Origin of the sequence: Streptomyces sp. BA2 (assembly GCF_009769735.1) — a bacterium.
Lineage (GTDB): Bacteria > Actinomycetota > Actinomycetes > Streptomycetales > Streptomycetaceae > Streptomyces.
Genome location: NZ_WSRO01000002.1, coordinates 7,988,946 through 8,012,280 on the forward strand (window position 1 = coordinate 7,988,946; position 23,335 = coordinate 8,012,280).

Annotated in this window: 21 protein-coding genes, 1 tRNA gene and 1 pseudogene; 10 read left to right on the top strand and 13 right to left on the bottom strand. The window is 68.9% G+C overall.

Annotation, left to right across the window (positions count from 1 at the left end; translation table 11 throughout):
- Positions 1-149: 149 nt before the first annotated feature.
- Positions 150-1,145: a LacI family DNA-binding transcriptional regulator gene (locus tag E5671_RS38445; RefSeq protein WP_336605972.1), complete on the bottom strand. Its 996-nt coding sequence runs from the start codon at positions 1,143-1,145 to the stop codon at positions 150-152.
- A gap of 1,076 nt (positions 1,146-2,221) precedes the next feature.
- On the opposite strand from E5671_RS38445, the gene E5671_RS38450 reads away from it, so the two are divergent.
- The 5 genes from E5671_RS38450 to E5671_RS38470 all read left to right on the top strand — a co-directional run bounded on the left by E5671_RS38450 (position 2,222) and on the right by E5671_RS38470 (position 6,268).
- Positions 2,222-3,085 (top strand): ABC transporter permease subunit, encoded by an 864-nt coding sequence (locus E5671_RS38450; RefSeq protein WP_160508792.1) that lies wholly within the window; start codon positions 2,222-2,224, stop codon positions 3,083-3,085.
- A gap of 52 nt (positions 3,086-3,137) precedes the next feature.
- Positions 3,138-4,166: an ABC transporter substrate-binding protein gene (locus tag E5671_RS38455; RefSeq protein ID WP_160510686.1), complete on the top strand. Its 1,029-nt coding sequence runs from the start codon at positions 3,138-3,140 to the stop codon at positions 4,164-4,166.
- Positions 4,167-4,204: 38 nt separating this feature from the next.
- Positions 4,205-5,050, top strand: coding sequence for an ABC transporter ATP-binding protein (locus tag E5671_RS38460; RefSeq protein WP_160508794.1), 846 nt, complete (start codon positions 4,205-4,207; stop codon positions 5,048-5,050).
- 61 nt (positions 5,051-5,111) lie between these two features.
- A complete protein-coding gene (locus tag E5671_RS38465; protein WP_202121427.1) occupies positions 5,112-5,675 on the top strand; it encodes a helix-turn-helix domain-containing protein in 564 nt (187 codons plus the stop codon).
- Entirely contained in the window at positions 5,672-6,268 is a 597-nt protein-coding gene (locus tag E5671_RS38470) for a GNAT family N-acetyltransferase (protein ID WP_160508797.1), read from the top strand. Before E5671_RS38465 ends, E5671_RS38470 begins: the two co-directional genes overlap by 4 nt.
- Here E5671_RS38470 and E5671_RS38475 read toward each other — a convergent pair.
- Positions 6,238-7,056 carry a sugar phosphate isomerase/epimerase family protein gene (locus tag E5671_RS38475; RefSeq protein WP_160510688.1) on the bottom strand — a complete coding sequence of 273 codons (819 nt, stop codon included), beginning with the start codon at positions 7,054-7,056 and terminating at the stop codon, positions 6,238-6,240. The two genes, E5671_RS38470 and E5671_RS38475, sit on opposite strands and share 31 nt — an antisense overlap.
- A 76-nt stretch (positions 7,057-7,132) precedes the next feature.
- Positions 7,133-10,666 (bottom strand): ThuA domain-containing protein, encoded by a 3,534-nt coding sequence (locus E5671_RS38480; protein WP_160508799.1) that lies wholly within the window; start codon positions 10,664-10,666, stop codon positions 7,133-7,135.
- Positions 10,667-11,152: 486 nt separating this feature from the next.
- Between E5671_RS38480 and E5671_RS38485 the strand changes: the two genes are divergently transcribed.
- From E5671_RS38485 to E5671_RS38495, 3 genes are all read left to right on the top strand, one after another.
- Complete coding sequence (locus E5671_RS38485) at positions 11,153-12,199, top strand: alpha/beta fold hydrolase (RefSeq protein ID WP_160508801.1); 1,047 nt, start codon at positions 11,153-11,155, stop codon at positions 12,197-12,199.
- A 476-nt stretch (positions 12,200-12,675) separates the two neighbouring features.
- Positions 12,676-13,056 (top strand): MmcQ/YjbR family DNA-binding protein, encoded by a 381-nt coding sequence (locus tag E5671_RS38490; RefSeq protein ID WP_160508803.1) that lies wholly within the window; start codon positions 12,676-12,678, stop codon positions 13,054-13,056.
- A gap of 279 nt (positions 13,057-13,335) precedes the next feature.
- On the top strand, positions 13,336-14,652 hold the full coding sequence (locus tag E5671_RS38495; protein ID WP_160508805.1) for an MFS transporter: 1,317 nt from the start codon (positions 13,336-13,338) through the stop codon (positions 14,650-14,652).
- On the opposite strand, the gene E5671_RS38500 is transcribed toward E5671_RS38495, so the two are convergent.
- On the bottom strand, positions 14,618-15,532 hold the full coding sequence (locus E5671_RS38500) for a transketolase family protein (protein WP_160508807.1): 915 nt from the start codon (positions 15,530-15,532) through the stop codon (positions 14,618-14,620). The genes E5671_RS38495 and E5671_RS38500 overlap by 35 nt on opposite strands.
- 120 nt (positions 15,533-15,652) lie before the next feature.
- Complete coding sequence (locus E5671_RS38505) at positions 15,653-16,381, bottom strand: transketolase (RefSeq protein WP_160508809.1); 729 nt, start codon at positions 16,379-16,381, stop codon at positions 15,653-15,655.
- 130 nt (positions 16,382-16,511) lie between these two features.
- Here E5671_RS38505 and E5671_RS38510 point away from each other — a divergent pair.
- Positions 16,512-16,585 (top strand) — tRNA-Pro (locus E5671_RS38510).
- Positions 16,586-16,847: 262 nt separating this feature from the next.
- Here E5671_RS38510 and E5671_RS38515 read toward each other — a convergent pair.
- The 4 genes and pseudogenes from E5671_RS38515 to E5671_RS38530 form a co-directional block, all read right to left on the bottom strand.
- Positions 16,848-17,327, bottom strand: a complete 480-nt coding sequence (locus tag E5671_RS38515; RefSeq protein ID WP_160508811.1) for a Haze protective factor 1 — start codon at positions 17,325-17,327, stop codon at positions 16,848-16,850.
- 134 nt (positions 17,328-17,461) lie between these two features.
- A pseudogene (locus E5671_RS38520) lies at positions 17,462-17,826 on the bottom strand (IS110 family transposase); the annotation flags it as partial.
- A gap of 62 nt (positions 17,827-17,888) precedes the next feature.
- The gene (locus E5671_RS38525) at positions 17,889-18,248 is read right to left on the bottom strand and encodes a hypothetical protein (protein WP_160508813.1); all 360 of its coding nucleotides are present in this window, start codon (positions 18,246-18,248) and stop codon (positions 17,889-17,891) included.
- 86 nt (positions 18,249-18,334) lie between these two features.
- Positions 18,335-18,517, bottom strand: coding sequence for a hypothetical protein (locus E5671_RS38530; RefSeq protein WP_336605973.1), 183 nt, complete (start codon positions 18,515-18,517; stop codon positions 18,335-18,337).
- Positions 18,518-19,442: 925 nt separating this feature from the next.
- Here E5671_RS38530 and E5671_RS38535 point away from each other — a divergent pair.
- Positions 19,443-19,763 (top strand): MerR family transcriptional regulator, encoded by a 321-nt coding sequence (locus tag E5671_RS38535; protein WP_160508815.1) that lies wholly within the window; start codon positions 19,443-19,445, stop codon positions 19,761-19,763.
- Between the two features lie 140 nt (positions 19,764-19,903).
- On the opposite strand, the gene recA is transcribed toward E5671_RS38535, so the two are convergent.
- The 4 genes from recA to E5671_RS38555 all read right to left on the bottom strand — a co-directional run bounded on the left by recA (position 19,904) and on the right by E5671_RS38555 (position 23,274).
- Complete coding sequence (gene recA / locus E5671_RS38540; RefSeq protein ID WP_160508817.1) at positions 19,904-20,986, bottom strand: recombinase RecA; 1,083 nt, start codon at positions 20,984-20,986, stop codon at positions 19,904-19,906.
- Positions 20,987-21,314: 328 nt separating this feature from the next.
- A complete protein-coding gene (locus E5671_RS38545; RefSeq protein WP_160508819.1) occupies positions 21,315-21,593 on the bottom strand; it encodes a hypothetical protein in 279 nt (92 codons plus the stop codon).
- 188 nt (positions 21,594-21,781) lie between these two features.
- The gene (locus E5671_RS38550; RefSeq protein ID WP_160508821.1) at positions 21,782-22,588 is read right to left on the bottom strand and encodes an alpha/beta fold hydrolase; all 807 of its coding nucleotides are present in this window, start codon (positions 22,586-22,588) and stop codon (positions 21,782-21,784) included.
- A 62-nt stretch (positions 22,589-22,650) separates the two neighbouring features.
- The gene (locus tag E5671_RS38555) at positions 22,651-23,274 is read right to left on the bottom strand and encodes a TetR/AcrR family transcriptional regulator (protein WP_160508823.1); all 624 of its coding nucleotides are present in this window, start codon (positions 23,272-23,274) and stop codon (positions 22,651-22,653) included.
- Positions 23,275-23,335 lie beyond the last annotated feature (61 nt).

The following is a 23,335-nucleotide window of genomic DNA, read 5'->3' on the forward strand; positions in this document are numbered from 1 at the left end:
TGGGTTGGTGGGCAACTCGGGTAGGTGGAGGTAACTCCTTTATGAATAAGCCGTGTTGGTGACGGCGGGGGCTCGACGGAGTCCGGTCAACTTCGGCAGGCGCCGGGCGGCTGTACGGGTTGTTTGGCGACGGTGGCGCCGCCGGGGCCTTACCCAGGGGAGACGGTGCTGGCCCGCAGCACGACCTCCCCCCGTACCCGCACCACCCGCGACCTCGCGCCCCGTTCACGAAGGGCCAGGGCGAGTACGTCCCGGCCCATCCGCGTCAGCGGCAGCGCCACCGTGGTCAGCGGCGGCGTGAGTTCCCCGACCAGGGGGATGTCGTCGAAGCCAGCGAGTGACACGTCGTCCGGTACGCGGAGTCCCCGCTCCCGCAGCGCGCCCAGCGCCCCCACGGCCATCACGTCCGTCACCGCGAAGACGCACGTCGGCCGCTGCCCACGCCGCAGCAGTTCGACCGCCGCCGCATGGCCTCCGTCACGGGTGAAGGCACCCTCCACGATCCGCTCCGGGGGAAGGGCGACCCCCGCGTCGGTCAGTGCCGCGCGGAACCCGGACAGGCGGTCCGCGACCGTGGTGAGCCGTTCGGGGCCGGTGAGGACGGCGAACTCCCGGTGGCCCAGGGTCAGTAGTGCCCGTGCCAGTGCGCCCGCCCCCGCGCGGTTCTCGGGCTGCACCGTGTCCACGCGGAGGCTGCGGTGCCGGCTGACCACGGCGACGCGGCCACCGTCACGTATGTAGGGAGCGAGCTCGGACGCCAACGACCGTTCCCACGCGGGGTCCTGGAAGCCTGAGCCGATCAGCAGGATCGCGCGGGCCCGCTGCGCCCGCAGCATCGAGACGTACGCGATCTCCCGTGCCGGGGCGCGGAAGGTGCTGGCCAGCATGACGAGCAGGTCCTGCTCGGCGGCCGCCGCCATGACCCCGCTGGCGATCGCCGCGAAATAGGGGTCGCCGACGTCGTGACAGATGACCCCGACGGTGTTGTTCGACGAGCTGGCGAGCGCCTGCGCATGGGCGTTGGGGATGTACCCGAGCTGGTCCGCCGCTTCGAGCACCCGACGCCGCAGGTCCTCGCGGACGCGTGTGGTGCCGTTCAGGGCGCGCGACGCGGTGGCCGGCGAGACCCCGGCGGCGCGGGCCACGGCATGCAGAGTGACATGCAACCCACCCCCCCGCCCCCGCCCGGGCCCCACGCCTCGCCCCCGCCCGCGCCCGGCTTGGGGGGACTGCGCGGGCGTGCGCTTGGGTGGGGTCTGGTTTTCGGGTGTGCGTTTGGGTGGGGTCAGGGCTTTAGGCCTTCGCTTGGGTGGGGCCTGGTCGTCGGGCCTACGCCCGGGTGCGGCCTGGTCCTCAGGCCTACGCCCGGGTGCGGCCTGGTCCTCGGGCCTACGCCCGGTTCCGTGTTGCTCCGCGGGTTCGCGTCCGGTCCCGGGCTTTCCTTCGGGTCCGCGCCCGGCTCCGGGTATCCCGTCGAGCCCGCGTCCGGTCTGGGAGTCTCTTGCAGGTCCGCGCCCGGCCCCGGGTTTTCCCTGGCGTCCGGGTAGCGTTTTGGGTTGCTCCTCGGCTCTACGTCCGGTTCCGGCTTGCTCCTCGCGTCCGCGCCCTGCTCCGGCCCGTTCTTCGGGTCCGCTCCCGGCCCGGAGCTCTCCCTTGCGTCCGCGCCCGGTTTGGGGTGGCTGCTCTGGTCCGGGCCTGGTTTCGGGGTGCCTCTCCTGTCCGTGCCTGGTTGCGGGTTGCTCCTCGGACCTGCTGCGCCCGGTTCCGGGTTGTTCCTCACGTCCGCGCCCGGGTGCCGATTGCCGATCGCTGGCTCGCCCCGCTCCGGGCAGTTCCTCCAACCCCTGCCCCGCTCCGGGCTGTTCCTCGCGGGGCCTTCCGGCTCCGGCATCCTCCTCGGGCACACGCCCGGCCCGGGGCTCTCCGGGGCGTCCGCCCCCGGGCGCCGATTGCCGCTCACCGGGAAACCCCGCTCCAGGCAGCCCCCCGCGGGCCCGCCCCGCCCCAGGTTCCTGCTCGCGCCCTAGCGCCCGCACCGCGCCCCCCTCGTCTCGCGTCGCGAAACTTCGAGCCGACCTATTGACCCTGCGGTCAGCCAGTCATTAGCGTGGCGGACACCTTATCAGAAAGCGCTTTCTGAAAGCGGTTTCCGCGCCACCCTCCGCATCATCGAAACTCCGCAACTGCCTCCGAAGTTCGCTGACCGCCAGGGGAGTTCACCGTGAGTCAGAGCGCACTGCAGGAAACTCCCGTGAAAACGGCAGGCGTTGCCGACCGCAGCCGCCCGACCCTGCGACAACGTACCGCCGAGGCGGCCGAGAAGAGCTGGCGTCCGCTCCTCCTGCTACTCGTATGCTTCGGCGCCTGGTGGCTGATCGCCGCCACCGAGATGGTCGAGGCGTATCTCGTGCCCTCGCCCGGCGCCACCCTTGACGTGATCCTCGACAAGCCGGACTATCTCTGGCAGCACAGCTGGGTCACCACGTACGAGACCCTGCTCGGATTCGTCATCGCCGTGGGCGTCGGGATTCTCTCCGCGGTCCTCATGGTCTACTCGACGACCGTCGAGAAGACGCTCTACCCGATCCTCCTCTTCGCCCAGGTCGTGCCGAAGATCGCGATCGCCCCGCTCTTCGTCGTCTGGCTCGGCTTCGGGATCGCCCCGAAGATCCTCATCGCCGTGCTCATCGCCTTCTTCCCTGTCGTCATCTCGATGGTGACGGGACTGAAAGCCGTCGACCCGGAGATGCTCCAGCTTTCCGCCACCATGGGCGCTCGTCCCTGGCAGACCTTCCTCAAGATCCGCTTCCCGGCGTCGCTGCCGCACCTCTTCTCCGGCCTCAAGGTGGCCGTCACGCTCGCCGTGACCGGCGCCGTCGTGGGCGAGTTCGTCGGCGCGAACGAAGGCCTCGGATATGTGATCCTCCAGGCCAACGGAAACCTCGACACCCCGATGCTCTTCGCGGGGCTGCTCGTCATGTCGTTGATCGGCGTCGTCCTCTTCGTGCTCGTAGAGATCGCCGAGAAGCTGCTCCTGCCGTGGCACGCCAGCCGCAGGGACGTGGCCGCCACCACGACGTACTGACCCCCGCCCTCCCCCTCCAGCCATGTCCGTCGTACGCGAGAAGGGCCGCCCCATGCACGCGCGCAGACTGCTCACCGGCCTCGCCCCCCTGGCCCTCGTCGCGGTGACCGCGACGGCCTGCGGCGGCGATGACGACAAGACGAGCACCAGCGACTCCGGCAAGAAGCTCGACAAGGTGACGCTGACGCTCAACTGGTATCCGTACGGCGAGCACGCGCCGTTCTACTACGGCGAGAAGCAGAAGATCTTCGAGAAGCACGGCATCGACCTGGACATCAGGGCGGGCCAGGGATCGCAGAAGACCGTGCAGGCCACCGGCGCCGGGCAAACAGACTTCGGCTGGGCGGACACTCCGGCGGTGCTCGCGGGCGTCGACCAGGGCGTAGAGGTGAAGAGCCTGGGTGTCTTCCTGCAGACGACGCCCGCCTCCGTGCAGTTCTTCGATGCCCAGGGCATCAAGTCGCCCGCCGACCTCAAGGGCAAGACGATCGCGGGCACGGCGGGCGACGCGCTCACCAAGACCTTCCCGATCTTCCTGGCGAAGAACGACATGGAGCTCTCCGACGTCAAGGTCCAGAACACCGACCCGGCGGGCAAGATCGCCGCGGTGATCTCCGGAAAGACGGACGCGCTGCTCGGGTACGCGAGCGACCAGGGCCCCACCATGCAGAACAAGGCCAAGAAGGACGTCTCGTATCTGCGCTTCTCCGAGAACGGCCTCAACTTCTACTCCAACGGCCTCATCGCCGGGCCCAAGACCCTTCAGGGCAGGGGAGATCTGGCCAAGCGCATGACCGCCGCCGTGAGCGAGTCTTGGGCGGCCGCCGAGAAGAGCCCGGAGCCCGCGGTCGCCTCGATGGAGGGCGCCTCCGAGCAACTGCCGCCCAAGGACGTGCTGTCCGAGCAGTTCAAGACGACGCTGACCCTGCTGCACACCGACGCCACGAAGGGGAAGGCGCCGGGCGCCAACACCGAGGCGGACTGGCAGCAGACCATCGACGTCTTCGCGGAGGCGGGCATGGTCAAGAAGGCCAAGCCCGTCGCGGAGTACTGGGACGCGGCCAAGGGGATCAAGGGCTGAGGGGCGGCAGGGGAATGGCGAAGGATGCGACTCTCAAGATGAGTGACGAGCCACGCGCGACGGCGGGGGAGCCGGCAGGGGAGGCACCGGGGGCGGCACCGGGGGAGGCGCGACCGACCGCGGTACGCCTCGATGACGTCGCCGTCCGCTTCCGTACGAAGAAGAAGGACGTCACCGCGTTGCGCGACGTCTCGCTGAACGTCGGCGCGGGCGAGTTCGTGGCGATCGTCGGGCCTTCGGGCTGCGGCAAGTCCACCCTCCTGAAGCTGGTCGCAGGGCTGCTCGCGCCCTCGTCGGGCGGTGTACTTCTCAACGGCGAGCAGGTGCGCGGGCCACGCCGCGACATCGGATACGTCTTCCAGCGGGCCGCGCTCCTCGACTGGCGCACGGCCCGCCGCAACATCCTCCTCCAGGCGGAGATGCGGGGAATCCCCGGAGCCGAGGCACGCGCGCGTGCCGACGAGCTGATCCGCATGACCGGCCTCGGCGGCTTCGAGGACGCCTATCCGCACGAGCTGTCCGGCGGCATGCAACAGCGCGTCGCGCTCTGCAGGGCGCTGTTGCATGAGCCGCCGGTCCTGCTCATGGACGAGCCTTTCGGGGCGCTCGACGCGCTCACGCGCGAGCAGATGAACGTCGAGCTGAACCGGATCTGGCGCGAGACCGGGACCACCGTGCTCCTGGTGACCCACTCGATCCCGGAGGCCGTCTATCTGGCGGACCGCGTCGTCGTGATGAGCCCGCGCCCGGGAACGGTGGAGGAGATCATCGACGTGGGCCTACCCGCCGAGCGTTCGTACGCGACGACGCTGGCGACAGCCGAGTTCCGCGAGGGCACCGGGCGCATCCGCGAGCTGCTGGGGGCGGTGTCTGTGCACGACTGAGGCATGAGCCACCGGCATCGGCGATTGCCGTCCGTGTCATATCCGGGATAGCGTGCCAGATATGGAACACGATGGTGTCGACGACCGGCTCGCCGCCCGCCTCGCAGAGCTGCGCGCGGAACGCGGCTGGTCCCTGGGTGAGTTGGCGGACCGCAGCGGCGTGAGCCGCTCCACCTTGTCGCGGGCCGAACGCGCGGAGATCAGCCCCACCGCGTCCCTCTTGAACCGGCTCTGCGCCGTCTACGAACGCACCATGTCGCAGCTCCTGAGCGAGGTGGAGGCTGAGCCCGCGCAGCTGGTGCGCGCGGCTGAGCAGGGCGTGTGGACCGACAGCGCGTCCGGCTTCGTGCGGCGGTCGGTGTCCCCGCCCCAGGCGGGACTGCGCGGCGAACTCGTCGAGGGCCGCCTGGAACTGGGCGCGGACGTCGCGTACGACAGGCCCCCCGTGCCCGGTCTCGAACAGCACATCTGGGTGCTCGAAGGGGCGCTGGAGGTCACCGTGCAGGGTGATCCGCATGTCCTGGACGCAGGGGACTGCCTTCGCTTCCGGCTGTGGGGGCCGACGCGGTTCCGGTGCGTGGGGGAGCGGGCCGTGCGGTACGCCCTGGTGGTGGTCGCGCCATGAGGGCACTGTCCAAGCCGGTGGTGACGCGGCTCTCCGCAGATCAACTCATCGAGTGCGCCGACGACTTGGGCGCCCTGCTCGCCGACGTCGTGGACGGCGGCTCCTCCCTCGGCTTCCTCGCGCCCTTCGACCGGGCGGCAGCCGCCGACTGGTGGCGGGGCCTGGCCCCTGCGGTGGCGGACGGGCGGCTCGCCGTCTGGGCCGCGCGCGAGGGCGAGCGGATCACCGGGACCGTCAGCGTCGGCTTCGTGGACAAGGCCAACGGCAGGCACCGCGCCGAGATCCTCAAGCTGATGGTCCACAGCTCCGCCCGCGGGCAGGGCCTCGCCCGCATCCTCCTGGCCGCCGCGGAGCAGGCGGCGGCCGACGCGGGCGTGACCCTCCTGATCCTGGACACCGAGACCGGCAGCCCCGCCGAGTCCCTTTACCGGTCAGGGGGTTGGACGGCTGCCGGGGTCATTCCGGACTACGCGGCTGATCCGGCCGGAGTGCTCCACCCGACGACCCTCTTCTTTAAGAAGGTGGCCAGTTCGAGTGCACCCCGGCCGGACGAACCGGCACTTCAGTACCGCAGCGCCGCCAGATACGCGTAACTGTTCCGCGCCGTGGCGAACGGATCGGCAGGGCTGTCGTGCTCCACCAGCCACTGCTTGACGCCGCCCACGCGCGCGTGGGCGAACATCGCGGCGAAGTCCAGGGTCCCCGAGCCGACGTCGGCGAAGCCGCCGTCCGGTGCCATGTCCTTCACGTGGAGCGCGGGGAACCGCCGCCGATGCCGCACGAAGTACGTCGCCGGATCGGCGCCGCCCTTCGCCGCCCAGTAGACGTCCAGTTCGAAGCCGACCAGATGCGGGTCGGTCTCGGTGACGAGGATGTCGTACAGGCTCGTGCCGTCCACCACCACATGGTCCGTGCCGTGGTTGTGGAAGAGCACCGGGCCGAGGCCCGCGTCGCGCGACGCCTGCCCGATGCGGTTGAACTGCCGCGCCGCTTCCCGGAATCCGTCCGGCGTGTGCAGCGCGCCGGGCAGACTCGGCACCACCGGCCACTTCGCGCCGAGGGTGTGCAGGTCCTCCAGCGCCTGCGGGAGACCGCTGCCCTTGAGGATGTCGTACGAGACGTGTTCGAGGACCGCCTTCAGGTCCACGGCGTCGAGCATCCGCCTGATGCCGGCCGCGCTGTTCCCGTGCCGGCCGCTCACGCCCACCGTCGCGTAGCCGATGTCGGCGAGCTGCTCCAGCGTGCCCGCGAAGTCCTGCGCGAGGGCATTGCGCATCGTGTAGAGGTGCATGCCGATGCCGCCGCGCGGGATGCGCCGGCACCGTGACGCGTCACCCGCGCGCGCGGGCAGTGCGGTACCGACTGCTGCCGCCAGCCCCATCGACGTACCGAGAAAGGCGCGTCTGGTCCCGTTCAGACCGGTTCCGGTTCTCTTCATGGCTGTCATGGCTGACCCTTCACTTCGCCGTGATCCGGACAGCGCCGGTCGTCGTGTCGCCCTTGTCGTCGGTGACGGTCAGATGCGCCGTGTACGAGCCCTTGCGCGCGTACGTGTGCTCGGCGCTGCCGGTCTCCGTGCCGGAAGGCTTGGCGTTGTCGCCGAAGTCCCAGTGGTACGAGGCCGCGGTGCGGCCCTCAGGGAGCTTCACCGTGCTGGTGAGCTTGACGGCGAGAGGTGCGGTGCCGTCGGCCGGGGCCGCCTTGACCGTCACCTTCGCGCCGGTCTTCTTCTCGACTCCGGGACCGTTGAAGTGCAGCCAGTCGACCGTCAGGAGATCGGCCTTCTCGGGCGTCCACTCGGGGTTGGTGAAGACGGCGTACAGCTTCGTCGTGCCGTCGTGGCCGGCCAGTTCGGTGGTCGGTGAGACGAAGTTGCCCCAGCCGCCCGTGTTCGGCACGCTCACCTTGCCGAGCAGCTTGCCCGTGGGAGACCCGGCGCGGAACTCGATGTCACCGCCGAGCCCGCCCGAAGCCGCGCCCACCGTCACGGAGTCGACGCCCTTGAGGTGCACGGGGTCGAAGGAGACCCAGTCGCCGTCCTCGATCTCGATGAGCCGCTTGCCGCCGGACGCGTCGGCGCGGTCACCGATGACCGCCCCTTCGTGCGCGCCCCCGGTCGTGGTGCGGTGCTCGCCCTCGCGGAAGGAGGTCCGCAGGGTCAGCGAGGAGGAACCCGTCAGGGCGGGCACACCGGCCGCGCCCTTGTCCTCGTACTGGGCCGTGATCCCGTAGTAGAGATTCTGGCCGGGGCCGTGACTGTCCCCGGCGTCCGTCACGATCTCGCCCGCGCAGCCGGTGTAGTTGTCCAGCGGGTGCAGATGGGTGTCGTGTCCGAGCTGGGACTGGACGACGACCCGTTTGCAGTCGATCGGCCCGTCCTCCTTGTCCGTCACCTTGATCTTGAACGGAATCGTGTCGCCGAAGCTGAACGTCCCGCCGTTCGGCGGCTGTTGGATGGTCACCACGGGGCGGGTGTTCCCGACGGTGACCTCCTGCACGGCCATACCGCTCAGCTCGTCCGGGCCCGTGACCTTCAGCCGCGCGCTGAACAGCCCCTTCTTGGTGTACGTGTGCGTCGGGTCGGCCTCGGTCGAGTCGGTCGTGCCGTTGCCGTCGAAGTCCCATGCGTACGTGACGGGCTTGCCGCCGGGCAGCCCCGAACCCTCGCTGGAGAACTTGACCTTCAGAGGGGTGCCGCCGTTGTCCGGAGTGGCCTTGACGCGGGCGTCGGGCAGCCGTCCGTCCGCCACGTAGTCGATACGGTAGATGCCCGCCCCTTCGTTGCTGCCGCCGCGGCCCGTGCCGCTGCCGAGCCCGAAGTCGATGACGTACATCGCCCCGTCGGGACCGAAGTCGGCGTCGAAGGGCTGGTTCCATTTCATGTCCGGGAAAATGGAGTTGATCGAGTTCAGATCGCCCGCCTTCGCGGGCTCGAAACGCGGATCGGTGAACGTCTGGTCCTTCTCCTGCATCGAGAAGGCCTTGAACCACTTCCGCGTCAGCTCGTAGTTGAACCACTTCCCCTCGAAGTACTCGGGGAACTTCGTCTTGTACGTGTTGGCCGCGTCGTAGTCGTAGACGGGACCGCTCATCGGGCCGCCGCCACCCGTGCCGAGTTCGGGGAACTGTTCGGAGGCGGAGTAGGCGTACCAGACGTCCGCGGGCTGCGCGGGCGGCAGCTCGCGCAGGCCCGTGTTGTTCGGCGAATCGTTCACGATCTTCGCGCAGTCGAATTTCGCGCCCGACTTCTTCGTCGCGAAGTCGTAGTCGTTGAACGGGGTGTTGTTGCCGATGCAGTAGGGCCAGCCGTAATTGCCCGCCTTGGTGATGCGGTGGTACTCGACGGTCCCCTCGGGGCCACGGTCGGCGACGGCGCCCTTCGCGTCGGGCCCGTAGTCCGCCATCAGCAGGGCGCCGCTCAGCGGGTCCGTGGTGATGCGGAAGGGGTTGCGCATGCCCATCGCGTAGATCTCGGAGCGGGTCTTGTCCGTCCCCGGCGCGAAGAGGTTCCCCTCGGGCACCGAATACGTTCCGTCGTCCTTCGGCGTGACGCGCAGGACCTTGCCGCGCAGGTCGTTCGTATTGCCGGAGGTGCCCTGCGCATCCCAGGCGCGGCGGCCCTCGCGCTCGTCGATCGGGCTGAATCCGTCCGACGCGAACGGATCGGTGTTGTCACCTGTCGCGATATACAGGTCGCCCTTCTTGTCGAAGGCGATCGAGCCCGCCATGTGCGAGTTCGCCCGGCCCTCGCCACGGAAGGTGGGAACGGTCAGGATCCGTTTCTCCGTGGCCGGATCGACCTTGCCGCCCGCTTCGGTGAATCGGGAGAGGTTGATGCGTTTCTCGTTCTTGTCGGAGTTCAGGAGATAGACCCAGTGGTTGTCCTGGAACTTCGGGTCGAGCGCGAGGCCGAGCAGCCCGTCCGACTGGCTCGTCATCTCGGGGGTGTAGTCGAAGTCGAGCGCCGTGGAGACCTTCAGCGTCTCCTGGTCGATGATTTTCAGCTTCCCGGTGCGCTGGATGAAGAACACCCGGCGGTCGGGGGCGACGGCCAGCTCGAAGGGGTCGGCCAGGTCGTTGGTGGCGAGCGGCGTCCGCTGGAAGGCCCCGGTCTTGGTGGCGGTGCAGTCGCCGGGCTTGTTGCCGGCGGCCCACTCGATGCCGCCGAGCAGGTGCTTCAGGAAGCCCTCTTCCTGGAAGGCCGACTTGGCGTGCCCGCCCGCCGTGTACCAGGAGCGGCCGCCGTCGTAGTTCTGGCACCAGGACCACGGCTGGTCGACGCCCTCGTCGAGCCCGGTGACGCCGTCGCGCACCTTCACCTGCGCGAGCGTGTGCACCTTCCCCGTCGGGTTGGCGCGCCAGTTGTACCACTCCTCCGTGCGCTCCCAGAGCTCCGGGAGCCCCTTGGTGGAGGGGTGCGCGTGGTCGAGCACCTTGATCCGCCCGGTCTGCACCTCGGGGTGCTTGTCGAAGATCGCGCCGACCAGACCCTCGTACCAGGACCAGTCCCGCTCGCTGGCCGACGCCGCGTGCAGGCCGACCCAGCCGCCGCCCCCACGGACGTACTTCTGGAAGGCCGCGCGCTGGTCGGCGTCGAGCAGGTCGCCCTTCTCCGGGGTGGAGTTGGTGTTGTTGAAGACGATGGCCTGGAAGCGGGCGAGACTGGCGTCGGTGAAGGCCGCCGCGTCGTCGGTGGCCTCCACTTCGAAGCCGTTCTCGCTGCCGAGCTTCTTGATGGCCTCGACACCCGCGGGGATGGAGTCGTGGGGGAAGTTCGTGACCTTGGAGAAGACCAGGACACGGAAGGGGGCCGCCGCGGCCTTCGGCTCCGCTTCCGCTTCCGCTGCCGAGCTCTGGGCCGGGGCGGTGAGGCCGAGGCCGATGACGAGGGCCAGCAGGGCGATGAGCGCGAGCCAGGGGCTCGGCGTGGTGGGGCCCGGTCTCGATGGGGCGGGGCCGCGTCTGGGCGCGGTGGGACTCGTGGAACTCATGGCGCTCCCTGGGCTGGGCGGGTGGACGGCTGCCGGTAGCCGGGTGTGCGGTGAGTGCGGTGAGTGCGGTGAGTGCGAGTTACGCGGGGTGTGGTGCGGGGGGTGCAGTGCGCGGGGTGCTTGACCTGGGCCTGGGGAGGCGGAGGCTAGAAAGCGCTTTCTCCTGCGCGCTGTTCAGCGTAGGTTCCTCTCTGATGGGGGGTCAATGGGTCGGAAGGGCCTGGCGTGAGAAGGGAGTCACGGAGAGGCACTGGTATGAGGGCGCGTGTGCGGGGGAGGGTTTCAGGGGCAGGGAACCCAGCTCTGCAGAGGCCGACCCAGGGAACCCAACTCTGTAGAGGCCGTCGCCGTCGCAGGGAACCCAGCTCTGCAGAAGGCGTCGCAGGGAACCCAGCTCTGCAGAAGCCGTCACCGTCGCAGGGAACCCAGCTCTGCAGAAGTCGGCCAAGAACCCGTTCCAGATCTCGTACAGGGGAGCCTTCCGCAATGCCTGACCACGCCTCGACGCCCGCCCCCGCCGCGTACACCGCCGGACTCGTGAACGCGATGGACGGCGTCCCCGTCGCCACGTACACCTGGCTGCCCGACGGCGGCAGGCCGCGCGCCTTTCTGCAGATCGCGCACGGCGCGGGTGAACACGCCCTGCGCTACGACCGGTTCGCGCGCCATCTGATGGCGCACGGCTACGGGGTGATCGCCTCCGACCACCGGGGGCATGGCGCGACGGCGCAGGCGACGGGTGGGTACGGGGTGACGGATTCGTCCGCCGACGCGTCTGCTGCCGAGGTGTCTGCTGCCGACGCGTCCTCTTCCGACGCGTCTTCTACCACCGCGCCGTCCGACGCGGAAGCCTCCGACAGCTGGCGCGCCATCGTCGACGACCTCAAGGCGATCGGTGACCAGGTGCGCACCCTGCATCCGGGGACCCCCCTCTTCCTGCTCGGCCACAGCATGGGCTCGCACCTGGCGAGGGACTACGCGCAGGAGTACCCGGACGGTCTCGCGGGCCTGATCCTCTCCGGCACCTTCCGCTCCCTGCCCGGGGTCGGGATCGACGAGTCGATCGCCCGTCTGGAGCGCGAGATCGCCGAGGACGGCCGCGAGGCACTCTCGTCGTACCTCCCCGAACTCTTCGCGGCCTTCAACGACCCGTACCCGCACCGCACCGGTTTCGAATGGCTCTCCCGTGACGAGGCCGAGGTCGATGCGTACGTAGCCGACGAGCGCTGCGGCTTTCCCTTCTCGGCCGGTCTCTGCCTGGACTGGGTGCGTGCCGTGCGCAAGATGAACGACCCGCGGAACCTGGCCCGGGTCCCGGCCGACCTGCCCGTCCATATCGCCGTCGGCACCGAGGACCCCTGCAACCAGGGCATGACGCTGGTGCATGAACTCGTGGAGGACTACCGGTATCTGGGCCTGGACGATCTCACCTTGAGGGGGTACGAGGGGGCGCGGCACGAGATCCTCAATGAGACCAACAGGGACGAGGTGCAGGAGGACCTGAGGAACTGGATGGACAAGCGGGTGCTGTGAAACGCGCCGAGCTGATGGCCCCGGTCGCCAGCTGCCTACCGTCAACACCCCGCGCCCCTATGGTGATACGGACACGACAGTGAACCTGGGGGTGAGACCGATGGCCTTCACCGAGATCGCCGTAGCTGTGATTACGGCCGGTCCTGCCTACATCGCGGTGTGGTTGGCCGCACGCAGTGCTCAGGGCGAGCCCGCACAACCGCGGGCTTGTGCGCAGCACACCGTCTGTGAGCAGTGCGAGGATCGAAGCACGGCGGACGGCATGCCGGGCTACCAGAAGGCTTGGGCCCTCGCGACCTGACCCCTCCTCTTCGCCGTGACGCGGCGGGCTGCCACCTCCAGTGTGGCGGCCCGCCGTTTCGTCGTTTTGTTGTGTAGCTGTGTAGCTGTGTAGCCGTGTAGCCGGGGCGCCGTTTCGCCGTGTCGTGAACGGCGTCCGGGGGCCGCTGTCAGTGGCGTTGGCTACCGTTCGGGGCATGTCTCGAGTTCATGCCAAAGCCCAGGTCACGGGTGACGACGTCCGGCGTATCGCACTGGCCCTGCCGGATACGACGGAGAAGATCGCCTGGAGCATGCCCACCTTCCGGGTGGCAGGAAAGATGTTCGCCACGCTCCCCGAGGACGAGACGTCCATCGCCGTGCGGTGCCCGAAGGAGGAGCGCGACGAGTTGGTCCTGGCGGAGCCGGACAAGTTCTGGATCGCCGACCACGAGGCGATGTTCGCCTGGGTGCGCGCACGTCTGTCGGCGCTGGACAAGGACGAACTGAGTGACATCCTCGCCGACTCCTGGCGCCAGGCCGCCCCCACCCGACTCCTCGACGCCTACCCGGAGTTGGGGCTCCCGCCGACGAGCTGAAACGGGGCGGCCGTTGTCAGTGCCCCGTGGCATGATCCAGGCAGGGGTGGAGGACGAGGGCTCACGGGACACCGGGCCTTCGCTGCTGCCGGGGGAGGGGGTTTGTCGCCAGGGGAGGGGACAGGGGTGCCGTCAGGGGAAGGGGTTTCAGGGGGCGGGGTTGACGAGGACGGGGTTGACGAAGGCGGGCGTGCGCAGACCCCGGCGGAGAATCGGGCCCCGGTGGCCCCGGCGGCCGCGCGCGGTAAGCGGGGGGCCCCTGGCCGCGGAGTTCGGTCGATGACTGAAGCGGCCGTGGACCGGAAGAGCATCTGGTCGCGGGACTTCGGGTTCTTCTTCGGGGCGCGGACCATCGCCAAGCTGGGCGACACGATGCTGCCCGTCGCGCTCGCCGCAGGGCTGCTCCAGCACGGGCACGGCGCGGGTGCCGTCGGTCTTGCCATGGCCGCCACGACGGTCTGCTTCGCGGGCCTCGTGATATTCGGCGGGGTCTTCGCCGACCGGTTCAGCACCCGCCTGCTGATGATCGGCGCGGACGTGGTCCGGCTCGGCACGCAGTCGGTCGCGGCGGTCCTCTTCTTCACCGGCCACGTCGTCCTCTGGCAGATCTGCGTGATCGGCGCGGTCAACGGCGCGGCGGGCGCCCTCTTCCAGCCCGGCGTCGCCAGCACGGTCCCGCGCCTGGCCGCCGACGTCCAGAAGGCCAACGGCGCGATACGCGTGGCCGAGTCGGCCGCGGCCCTGGCGGGCCCGGCCGTCGCGGGCGTCCTCGTCGCCTTCGCCTCGCCCGGCGCCGTCTTCGCCGCGCATGCGGGGACGTACGGCCTGAGCGCCCTGTGTCTGGTCCTGCTCCGGCTGCCGCCCGCGCTCCCCGGCTCGCTGCCGCACAGCAGCGGCTTCCGGGCCGATCTGGTGCAGGGCTGGCGGGAGTTCAGGTCCCGCACCTGGCTCTGGGGCGTCATCGCCATCTTCTGCGTACTGATGATCACGACCACCGGTCCACTGACGCCCCTCGTCGCCACGCTCGTCGTCCAGGAGCACGGATCGGGGGCGTACGGCCTGGTGAACTCCGCCCTGGGCGCCGGCACCGTACTCGGCGGCCTGGTCGCTCTGCGGCTGCGCCCCCGCCGCATGCTCCGCGCCGGTTCCGTCGCCCTGATCGGCTACTGCGCGTTTCCGGCGGCCGTCGGCGCGCAGCTCGGCGTGCCGCTGATGGCTGCGGGCGCCGCGATCGCGGGCGCGGGGCTCTCCTTCTGGGGAGTCATGTGGGCGACGAGCGTCCAGACCCAGGTACCGTCCGACGTCCTCAACCGCATCCACGCGTACGACGTCGCGGGATCGATCGCCCTGCTGCCGGTCGGCCAGGCACTCGCGGGCCCCGCCGCGAGTGCCTTCGGCGCGGAGCAAGTGCTGATCACGGGCGCCGTGACGACGGTCGTCGTCTGCCTGGCCCTGCTTTCGGTGCCCGCGATACGCGGATTGGTGCGGGTGGACGGCAAGGCGCCCGTCCAGGGCGGGGGAGCGGGAACGGACCGGCCACATCATGGGCACGGAGGCGGGCCTATACGAGAGCCCGCGCCCCCACGAAGCCGGTGATCCGCTCCCGCAGCGAGCGGATGTCGAGACCGTGCGCGGCCATGTGCTCGTCGACCTGCCCGTAGCGGCGCAGCTCGGCACGGCCGACGCCGAGCCCGAGCACCCGGTGCGCTACGTCGGCGAGCGCGTCGTTCGCGGCGGCGGTGGAGGTACCGGCCAGATAGGGCTCGACCACCACGACGTCGGCCGCCGTTCCCGCCCCCGTCGCGCGGCGCAGTGCCTCCCCGTCGAAGGGCCGCACCGTGGTCGCGTACAGCACGGTGAGATCGAGGCCCTCACTCGCGGCGAGTACGTTGTCCAGCATCGGCCCGACGGCGATCACGACCCCGCCTCGGCCTTCCCGTACGGTGCGGAAGCGAGCCCCGTCGACCGGCAGCGCCCGAGCGTTCGACTGCACCGAGAGCCGGACGTACACCTTGTCGTCGCCCGCGGCGACCGCGTGCCGCAGCAGCGTCTCGGCCTCGTCCGGGTGCCCCGGCACATGAACGGTCCAGCCGTCCAGCGTGTCGAGCAGCGCCACATCGCCCGGCGACATGTGCGTGAAGCCACCGGCGGGCCAGTCGAAGGACGCGGCGGCGCTGACCAGGACCCCGCCCACGCCCTGATGCCCGAAGTCCAGCTTCACCTGCTCGAACGGCCGCTCCACGAGAAAGCTCGCGAAGGTGTGCACGACGGGCCGCAGCCCGGCCAGGGCGAGCCCGGCGCCGGCCCCGACGAGCAGCTGCTCCCGGATCCCGACATTGATCACCCGGCCCGGGTGCTTGCGCCGCGCCTCCGCGAACCCGTCCGCGCCGATCTCGGCGAGGACGACGGCGACGCGCGGATCCTCGTCGAGCAGCCGCGAGAGGACGGGGGCGAAGCGATCACGCATGGTGTCCATGACAGAGAAACCTCCAAAGAGAAGAACCGATAAAAGAACGGAGAAGAGCCCCGTGAGGGCTGAAGAACGGCCAAGAAGCGCGGCGCCGGGGGGCCGGGGGGGGGGAGGACGCTGCCCCGCTCAAGCCACCTTGGGCTCGCTCACGGACCCCTTCGGCTCGACCCGGGCCACGACCACCCGTGGCCGCCCCGGGTGCGGCGCGGTGAACGCCGCGTACAACGCGTCGTGGTCACGCCCGTCGACGGTCTCGGCCGACCACCCGGCGGCCTCGAAGCGCGCGGCGATGCCGCCGGGCCTGGCGTGCCGGGCGGAGGCGTTGTCGATCACGACGGTGTGCAGCCGTTCGAGCCCGGAGGGGCCGGCGAAGGCGATGGCCTCGTGGTTGCTGCCCTCGTCCAGCTCCGCGTCCCCGACGAGCACCCACACCCGGGCGTCCGCGATGCCGCGCGCCCCGAGCCCCAGCGCCGTCCCGACCGCGAGCGGCAGCCCGTGCCCGAGCGACCCGCTGCCGATCTCGACCCCTGGCACGAGCACCCGATCCGGATGGTGCCCCAGCGGTGAGTCGTAAGCCCCGAACCCCTCCAGCCAGTCGACGGGAAGGAAGCCCTTGGCGGCGAGGACGGCGTAGTACGCCATGGGCCCGTGCCCCTTGGAGAGCAGGAACCGGTCGCGCCCGGGGTCGTCCACCTGCTCGGGTGTGACCCTGAGCACCCGGTCGTAGAGGACCCAGAGCGCGTCGAGGGTGGACGTCGCGGCGGGCCCGTGCTTCTCGTCCCCCGTCATCCGCGCCATGAGGCGGGACAAGTCCCCGAATCCGTATCCGTGCGTGCGTTCCGTTGTCGTCGTCATGCCACAGAGCGTGCAACCTCAAGTTCGCTTGAGGTCAACAGGGAGGGAAAGGCGTGAGCGATCACGGCTCGGAGTGCGGTATTGTTTCGGTGCGCGTTCGGCCAGGGGAAACCCCAGGTCACACGGGCACCGGGACGTGGCGCAGCTTGGTAGCGCACTTGACTGGGGGTCAAGGGGTCGCAGGTTCAAATCCTGTCGTCCCGACGGAAACGTCGCAGGTAGGGGTCACCTTCGGGTGGCCCCTACTTCGTGTTTGGGAGCGATTTCGGGAGTGGGGAGCGGCTCCCTGCGCTCCCTGGGGGCGGCAGTCTGGGAGCAACGTCAACCGGCTGTCAGGGCCCTGCACAACGGCGGGATGTTCACGGACCTCGCCCTCGCTGGGTAGACGATCGGGCCGAACAGTCAGCGGGCTCACCCCACCCAAGCTGAAGATCATGAGCGGAACACCCTTTAGTCCAGGATCGCACTACGGCGTCTGTCGTGTGAATACGAGGCGATAGTTCTCAAGCCCTGTGATGGGGTGCTCGTTTCCCATTAGTTCGTTGAAGCGTGTCGACGCGGTTTCACCTCCTTTTCGCCAAACCTGAAGCGTGTAACTCGAGTCAGGATCCAGATTGAACGTCAACTCAGGGCCGTCTATGTTCAGAAGAGAGACGTCGCCACTCCGGCTGAGGAAAGGCCAGTTACCAAGAAGCTGAAACCCTGGATAAGCGTCACCGGTCGTGGAGTCTTGAACCTTCAGCGTGACCGCAGCTTCATGCGATTGGGCGTTGCTGATGATTAAGGCGGCCCCCTTCTCGACGTGAACCGCCGCTTTACTGTCCAATGGCAGGTCTGTCCAGTAGGGATCGTCGTCCTCCCCGGGCCTCCTTGATTGATCCAGGCCGAAGATCGATCGATCGATCGTTACGATGCCAGAGAGTTGCTGGTCCGCGTTTTCAGGCACGGGAACCTTCTATACCTAATGGGCATGCAGCTGAGCGAGGGCCTTCTTTGGTCCTCGGTCAGACATCAACTGCCTACGATTGCAGACTAGTCAATGTAGATCCTGTAGGGGTCTCCGTCGAGGATGCGGTCCTGTGCGGTCTGCTGGGCTTGGGCGGCTTCCACGGCCCTGCTCGCAAGCGCGGCGGCGTCGCTGACCTTGCGGTTCCGCAGCCAGTTCTCCAGGCGCCTGGCGCCCATGCACCGGATTGCCGCCGGGGTCTGGTACCCAGTCAGCAGCGTGACGGGGCCCTCCTTGGCCAGGTCCAGGGCCCTCTCCAACGCCGGGAAGAACCCCAGGAGTTGAGCGCGCATGCGGTTGATCTGGCGGGTTTGTCGAACACGACGTCCAGGCGTCGGGCGGTGGGAAGGCGCAGGTCGACGGTGAGGTCGTCGCCGGGCCGCAGCATGCTCACATCGCGTCGGACACGGGCCTGCTCGGCGATGATGAAGGCGTCCGCGGGGGCCGACCGGCGCGCGCCGGTCGGCCCCACACTCTGTTCAACGCCGGTGTTCTGGTTGCTCAGTGGTCGGAATAGCTGAAGTCGCCCACGGTCCAGGCGTTGATGTCCTCGATCGCGACGCGGTACATCCCGCCGGTTTCCGGGATCCCCACCGTGCCCTGCAGGATCCGGGCGACGTGGAAGTGCAGATGCGTGGGCGGCCCGTTCTTCTCCGCGGCGGTATCGAAGATGACGGAGAACTCTCCCAGGTGGATGGAGTCCGTCAGGACCTCGGCGACACGCTGGCGCCACACTGTTTCGGGAGCCAGCCGACCGGTGATGACAGCGCCACCGGTCACGACGGTCAGGGACATCTGATTGCTCTGCCCGGACTCCACCAGGGCGGCGACGGCAACGAGCAGCTCATCATGCTTCGACATGGGCGAATTGTATTCGCCGACGCTCCAGCTGCTTCAACGGTGGTGCTACCGGGCGAGACGCGCGCTCACTGTCTTGCCGCCGGAGGCTAAGCGCCGGAGGCCAGGCGAGTGACCGCGGTGGTGCGGGCGAGGCGGTTGACCCTGGGCCAGCCGAAGCCTCCGGTGCCGCCGCCGTACAGGTCGGGCGCGCGCATGTGCGGGGCCTGCTGACTGAGCATTTTCAGCGTGGCCGTCACGGTGTCGGCGGCCTCGGCTGCCATCACCGGCACGAGCCCTCCGAGGAAATCTCGGGCCCTCTGGCGACGTTCATGCCCGGTCCCCGTCTGCTCTGGCCCTGTGCCCCGGCAGACAGCCCGAAAACCGGGCGATGAACGCCTTGCTCCCACCCTCCGTCACCGGTCGAGGCCGATTGCCTCACTGGCGAGCATCCAGAAATCTGTGTCGGCCGGAGTAGACATTGGGTGGTGGTGTGGTTATGGTTTCTCTCGTAACCCAGAGAGACAGCAGGGCCCGGTAGGGATGAACTGCCGGGCAGCAGTACCCGCAAGTGCAGTTCGCAGGACGGTGCGGTGGTGGAGTTCCGAAGCCAGAGCAGTAGCAGGACGGCGACGGGGCTGATGACCGGACCGGGTGGCCCGCAGTGATCAGGGGCCGCCACGAGCAGGACCGCAGTTAACGCAAGTGCGGTACCGGTAATTGCAGTTCGCAGTACCCAGCAGTACCCAGCAGTGAAGGCAAGTGAGCAGCACCTCGGTGAAGGCGTCGGCTGCGGGCGCGCGCATCGGGAGGTTCGGCAGTGGGGTTCTAAGCCAGAGCAGATGCAGGAGAGGCGACGGGGCTGGCTGTCGAAACGTGACGCTTACTCAGGTCACCAGCAGTACGCACCACCCGGCAGTACGCAGTTCCCGTAGGTAAGCAAGTGGTTCAAGAGGGAAACGGAGGAGCGAGACGCCATCAGGATCGCCCGGACGGCATGACAGGTCCGGGTACCGCAGGACATCGATAGTGAGGTGGTCTCCGGTCAAGCAACCGCGATCCCCGCAACCCCGACGACTTCCAGGTCGGGTCAGCGGAAACAGAAGGCCGGCGCAGTATCAGGGCCGGCAGATGGTGTAGCAGTTTCCTTCGGGGCCCGGGTGCCAGTACGGCACCCGGGCCCCTCCACGCGTTCACGCGTTCCACAGAGAGGTGCAGATGACAGCAGACGACTCGTTCAGCCGTCTCGATGACGACGACTACCCCGCCTACACCATGGGCCGGGCCGCCGAAATGCTCGGCACCACCCAGGGCTTCCTGCGCGCCATCGGCGAGGCCCGCCTGATCACCCCGCTGCGCTCCGCGGGCGGCCACCGCCGCTACTCCCGCTACCAGCTGCGCATCGCCGCCCGCGCCCGAGAGCTCGTCGACCAGGGCACCCCCATCGAGGCCGCCTGCCGCATCGTCATCCTCGAAGACCAGCTCGAGGAAGCCCAGCGGATCAATGCCGAATACCGCCGCACCACAACCGCAGGCTGAGACCTGAAACTCCTTCAGCACTCCCGTCAGGAGGGAGCTATGCCGGAAGTGCTCGGCATTCCCGGCGCAATCCGGCCGCTCCCGGCCAGCCGGATCCTTACGCGGTCGTCGAGCCCCCGGCCGGGCCGCGCCCTTGCCTGTCAGGCGGCGTTTCCCGCCGAGGTCCGTGCGGCATCAAGGGCCGGGACGGCGCCCGTGTCCTCGGCGGCTGCCGCCTTCGCCGGTACCCCGATTCCGATTCCGAGCTTCTCGAGGATCTTCCTCTCGATCTCGTTGGCGAGGTCGAGGTTGTCCTTGAGGAAGTTGCGGGCGTTCTCCTTGCCCTGGCCGAGCTGGTCGCCCTCGTACGTGTACCAGGCGCCTGCCTTGCGGACGAAGCCGTTCTCCACGCCCATGTCGATCAGGCCGCCCTCGCGGCTGATGCCCTGGCCGTAGAGGATGTCGAACTCGGCCTGCTTGAAGGGCGGCGCGACCTTGTTCTTGACGACCTTGACGCGGGTGCGGTTGCCGACCGCGTCCGTGCCGTCCTTCAGGGTCTCGATCCGGCGGATGTCGAGCCGCACCGAGGCGTAGAACTTCAGCGCGCGGCCACCGGTCGTGGTCTCCGGCGAGCCGAACATCACGCCGATCTTCTCGCGCAGCTGGTTGATGAAGATAACCGTCGTCCTCGTCTGGCTGAGCGCGCTGGTGATCTTCCGGAGCGCCTGGCTCATCAGGCGGGCCTGCAGACCCATGTGAGAGTCGCCCATCTCGCCCTCGATCTCGGCGCGTGGCACCAAGGCCGCGACGGAGTCGATCACGATCAAGTCGATCGCGCCGGAGCGGATCAGGATGTCCGCGATCTCCAGAGCCTGTTCACCGTTGTCCGGTTGGGACAGGATGAGGTTGTCGGTGTCGACGCCGAGCTTCTTGGCGTACTCCGGGTCCAGAGCGTGCTCGGCGTCGATGAACGCCACCGAGCCGCCGGCCTTCTGCGCGTTCGCCACGGCGTGCAGCGTCAGCGTCGTCTTGCCGGAGGACTCCGGCCCGTATACCTCCACCACACGGCCGCGGGGCAGACCGCCCACACCGAGCGCCACGTCCAGCGCGGTCGATCCGGTAGGGATCACCTCGATGGGCTCATTGGGCCGCTCGCCGAGGCGCATGACCGCACCCCTGCCAAATTTCCGCTCGATCTGTGCGAGCGCGGTGTCCAGCGCCTTTTCGTGGTCGGTTCCTGCCATGAGCTTTCACCCGGTCCGCTTGTGTGGCACGCGGCACGTCGGAGGACGTGAGCGTCTACTGCCGACAACGGACGTCTCGGAGATCCCAGTAAACGAACATCCGATCGATTTGCGTGTCGAGTGAAAGGTACCAAACCGCGGGGGAGCGGGACGGGACGCCACCGGACCGCCCCGGACGCAGACGGCGCCCTCGCCCGCTTCCTCTCGTGATCGGCCTGCTTGTCCCGACGGGAACGTCGCAGGTAGGGGTCACCTTCGGGTGGCCCCTACTTCGTTTTTCGGGGGCGAATTGCGGGGGCGAATTGCGGGAGCGATTTCGTGGTCCCGCTCAGGGGATCCAGTAGTTGTGCACGGAGGACGACTCGGGCTGTCCTCCGGGGCCGGACAAGCCGACCGACTCGGCGATGGGCATGATCTTCTGGGAGAACGCCTGCATGTGCTCCTCGGACTCCCAGACGTCGTAGATGTCCAGGCCGTCGCCGCTCGGAACGCAGACGTGGGCGATGCAGCCGTCGAAGATCTCGGGCGTTTCCTGGAGCTTGGCGTTGAGGGTGTCGTACTGGTCGGTGGTGACACCAGGGAGGGAAACGTGCATGAAGATCGCCATGGCGGCTGCTCCTTCTGTGATGTGGGGTTCGGTGAGGCTGTGGGGAGGGGGCGCCGCGGGGCGGCCGCTGCCTCATGGCCAGGACAGCACGCCCGTCCGCCGATGGCACCCGCAAGCAGTACGGCCGGCATGGCAGGGGCGGCACGGCAGGGCCGGGGATTCGGATTCGGCTCGGCCTTGGCCGGTGGTCAGCTGACGTCCTCGGTGAAGGCGGCGATGTCCCTCACCACCCGTTCCGGCCTTTCCCAGTACGCGACGTGGCCCACGCCCTCGTAGACGATCAGCCGGGAGCCGATGACGGTGTCGAGGATCGTCTGTTGTTCCTCGCGCGTCAGAATCGGGTCGCGGTCGCCCCAGACGGCCAGGGTGGGGACGAGGATCCCGGACAGCGTGGCCCGCAGATCGGTTTCCAGCAGGCCGCGCAGCGTCTCCCGCCACACGCGGGCGGGTGCCTTCAGATTCTCCTCGACGACCGTCTCCAGGAAGCCACGGGCGACGGGCTCGGCCGTCATGCCCAGCGCGAACCGTTCCACGAAGCCACGCTCCACCGGGTCCTCCAGCTGCCGCACGGCCTCCCACAGCTCAGCGGCGGCGGGCTTGTCGGCCAGGGTGACCGGAACGCCCAGGAGTACGAGCCCGGCCACCCGGTCGGGATAGCGGCCCGCGACGATGCGCGCCTGCACTCCTCCGCTCGATGCCCCGACGAGCACGGCCCGCTCGATCCCCACCCTGTCCATGAAGGCGACGAGGTCGGTCGCGAAGTCCTCGGGGAGGTAGCCGTCCGGGGGCTTGTCGGCGTCTCCGTGGCCTCGCTGCGTGGGCGCGTAGGCGTGCAGGGAGGACGGCATCCGCCGCAGCAGCGGCTCGAACGTCCACCAGGAGTCGACGTAGCCGTGGACCAGGACGACCGGCGTGCCAGAAGGGCCGCCCGCCTCGGCATACGGGAGGACGAGACCCTCGCGCAGCGTTGCCTCGCGCACGGTGACGGCGGACATGACAGCCTCCTCACCTCTGCGTCCAGCGTAAGGAGAGGCGGGCCGCGGGGCAGGTCGAGCTTCTAGCGACGTGCCGGCGCGGTCATGCCCTCGAGGAGAAGTCGCAGGATCTGCTGCAGCTCCTCGGCCAGTGATCCGGTTGCGTCCGTCGGTTGGTGGGCCCAGCGGTAGAGGGCGCCGAGATAGACGTCGCGCAGAACGTTGCCGACGCTGATCGGTGACATTCCCGGGCTCAGCTCTCCCTGCTGCACCCCGCTGTCGACGATCCTGGCGAACACCTCCGCCACATACGGTTCCTCGAGGATCGGCCGGCCCGCCTTCACCCAGGCGATGAGCATGGCGGTGGTGAGTTGAGGTTCCTCCTGGTTGATCCGGACGAGGACCGCCATGCACTGCTGAAGTTGCGCGACCGAACCGGGGTTGAACGCGCCGTTCGCATCGAGGCCCGTCACGAGTGCGGCACGCCTCCTCTCTCCCCAGGCGCCGATGATGTCTTCCTTGCGCTGGAAGTAGTTGAAGAAGGTTCCCCGTGCGACATCGGCCCGCTCCGCGATCTCGTCGATGGAGGTGTGGTCATATCCCTTCTCCACGAAGAGCTCGACCGCCGCTGAGTAGAGGCGTTCCCGGACCCGCTGTTTATTGCGTTCCCGGCGGCTGACCGGCGGCGTCGTTGCGCGCGAGTCCATTCCGTCCCTCCTGTTTGTGGTGAGCTCGTTTTTTTATACCACAGTACAAGTTTGACGGTTC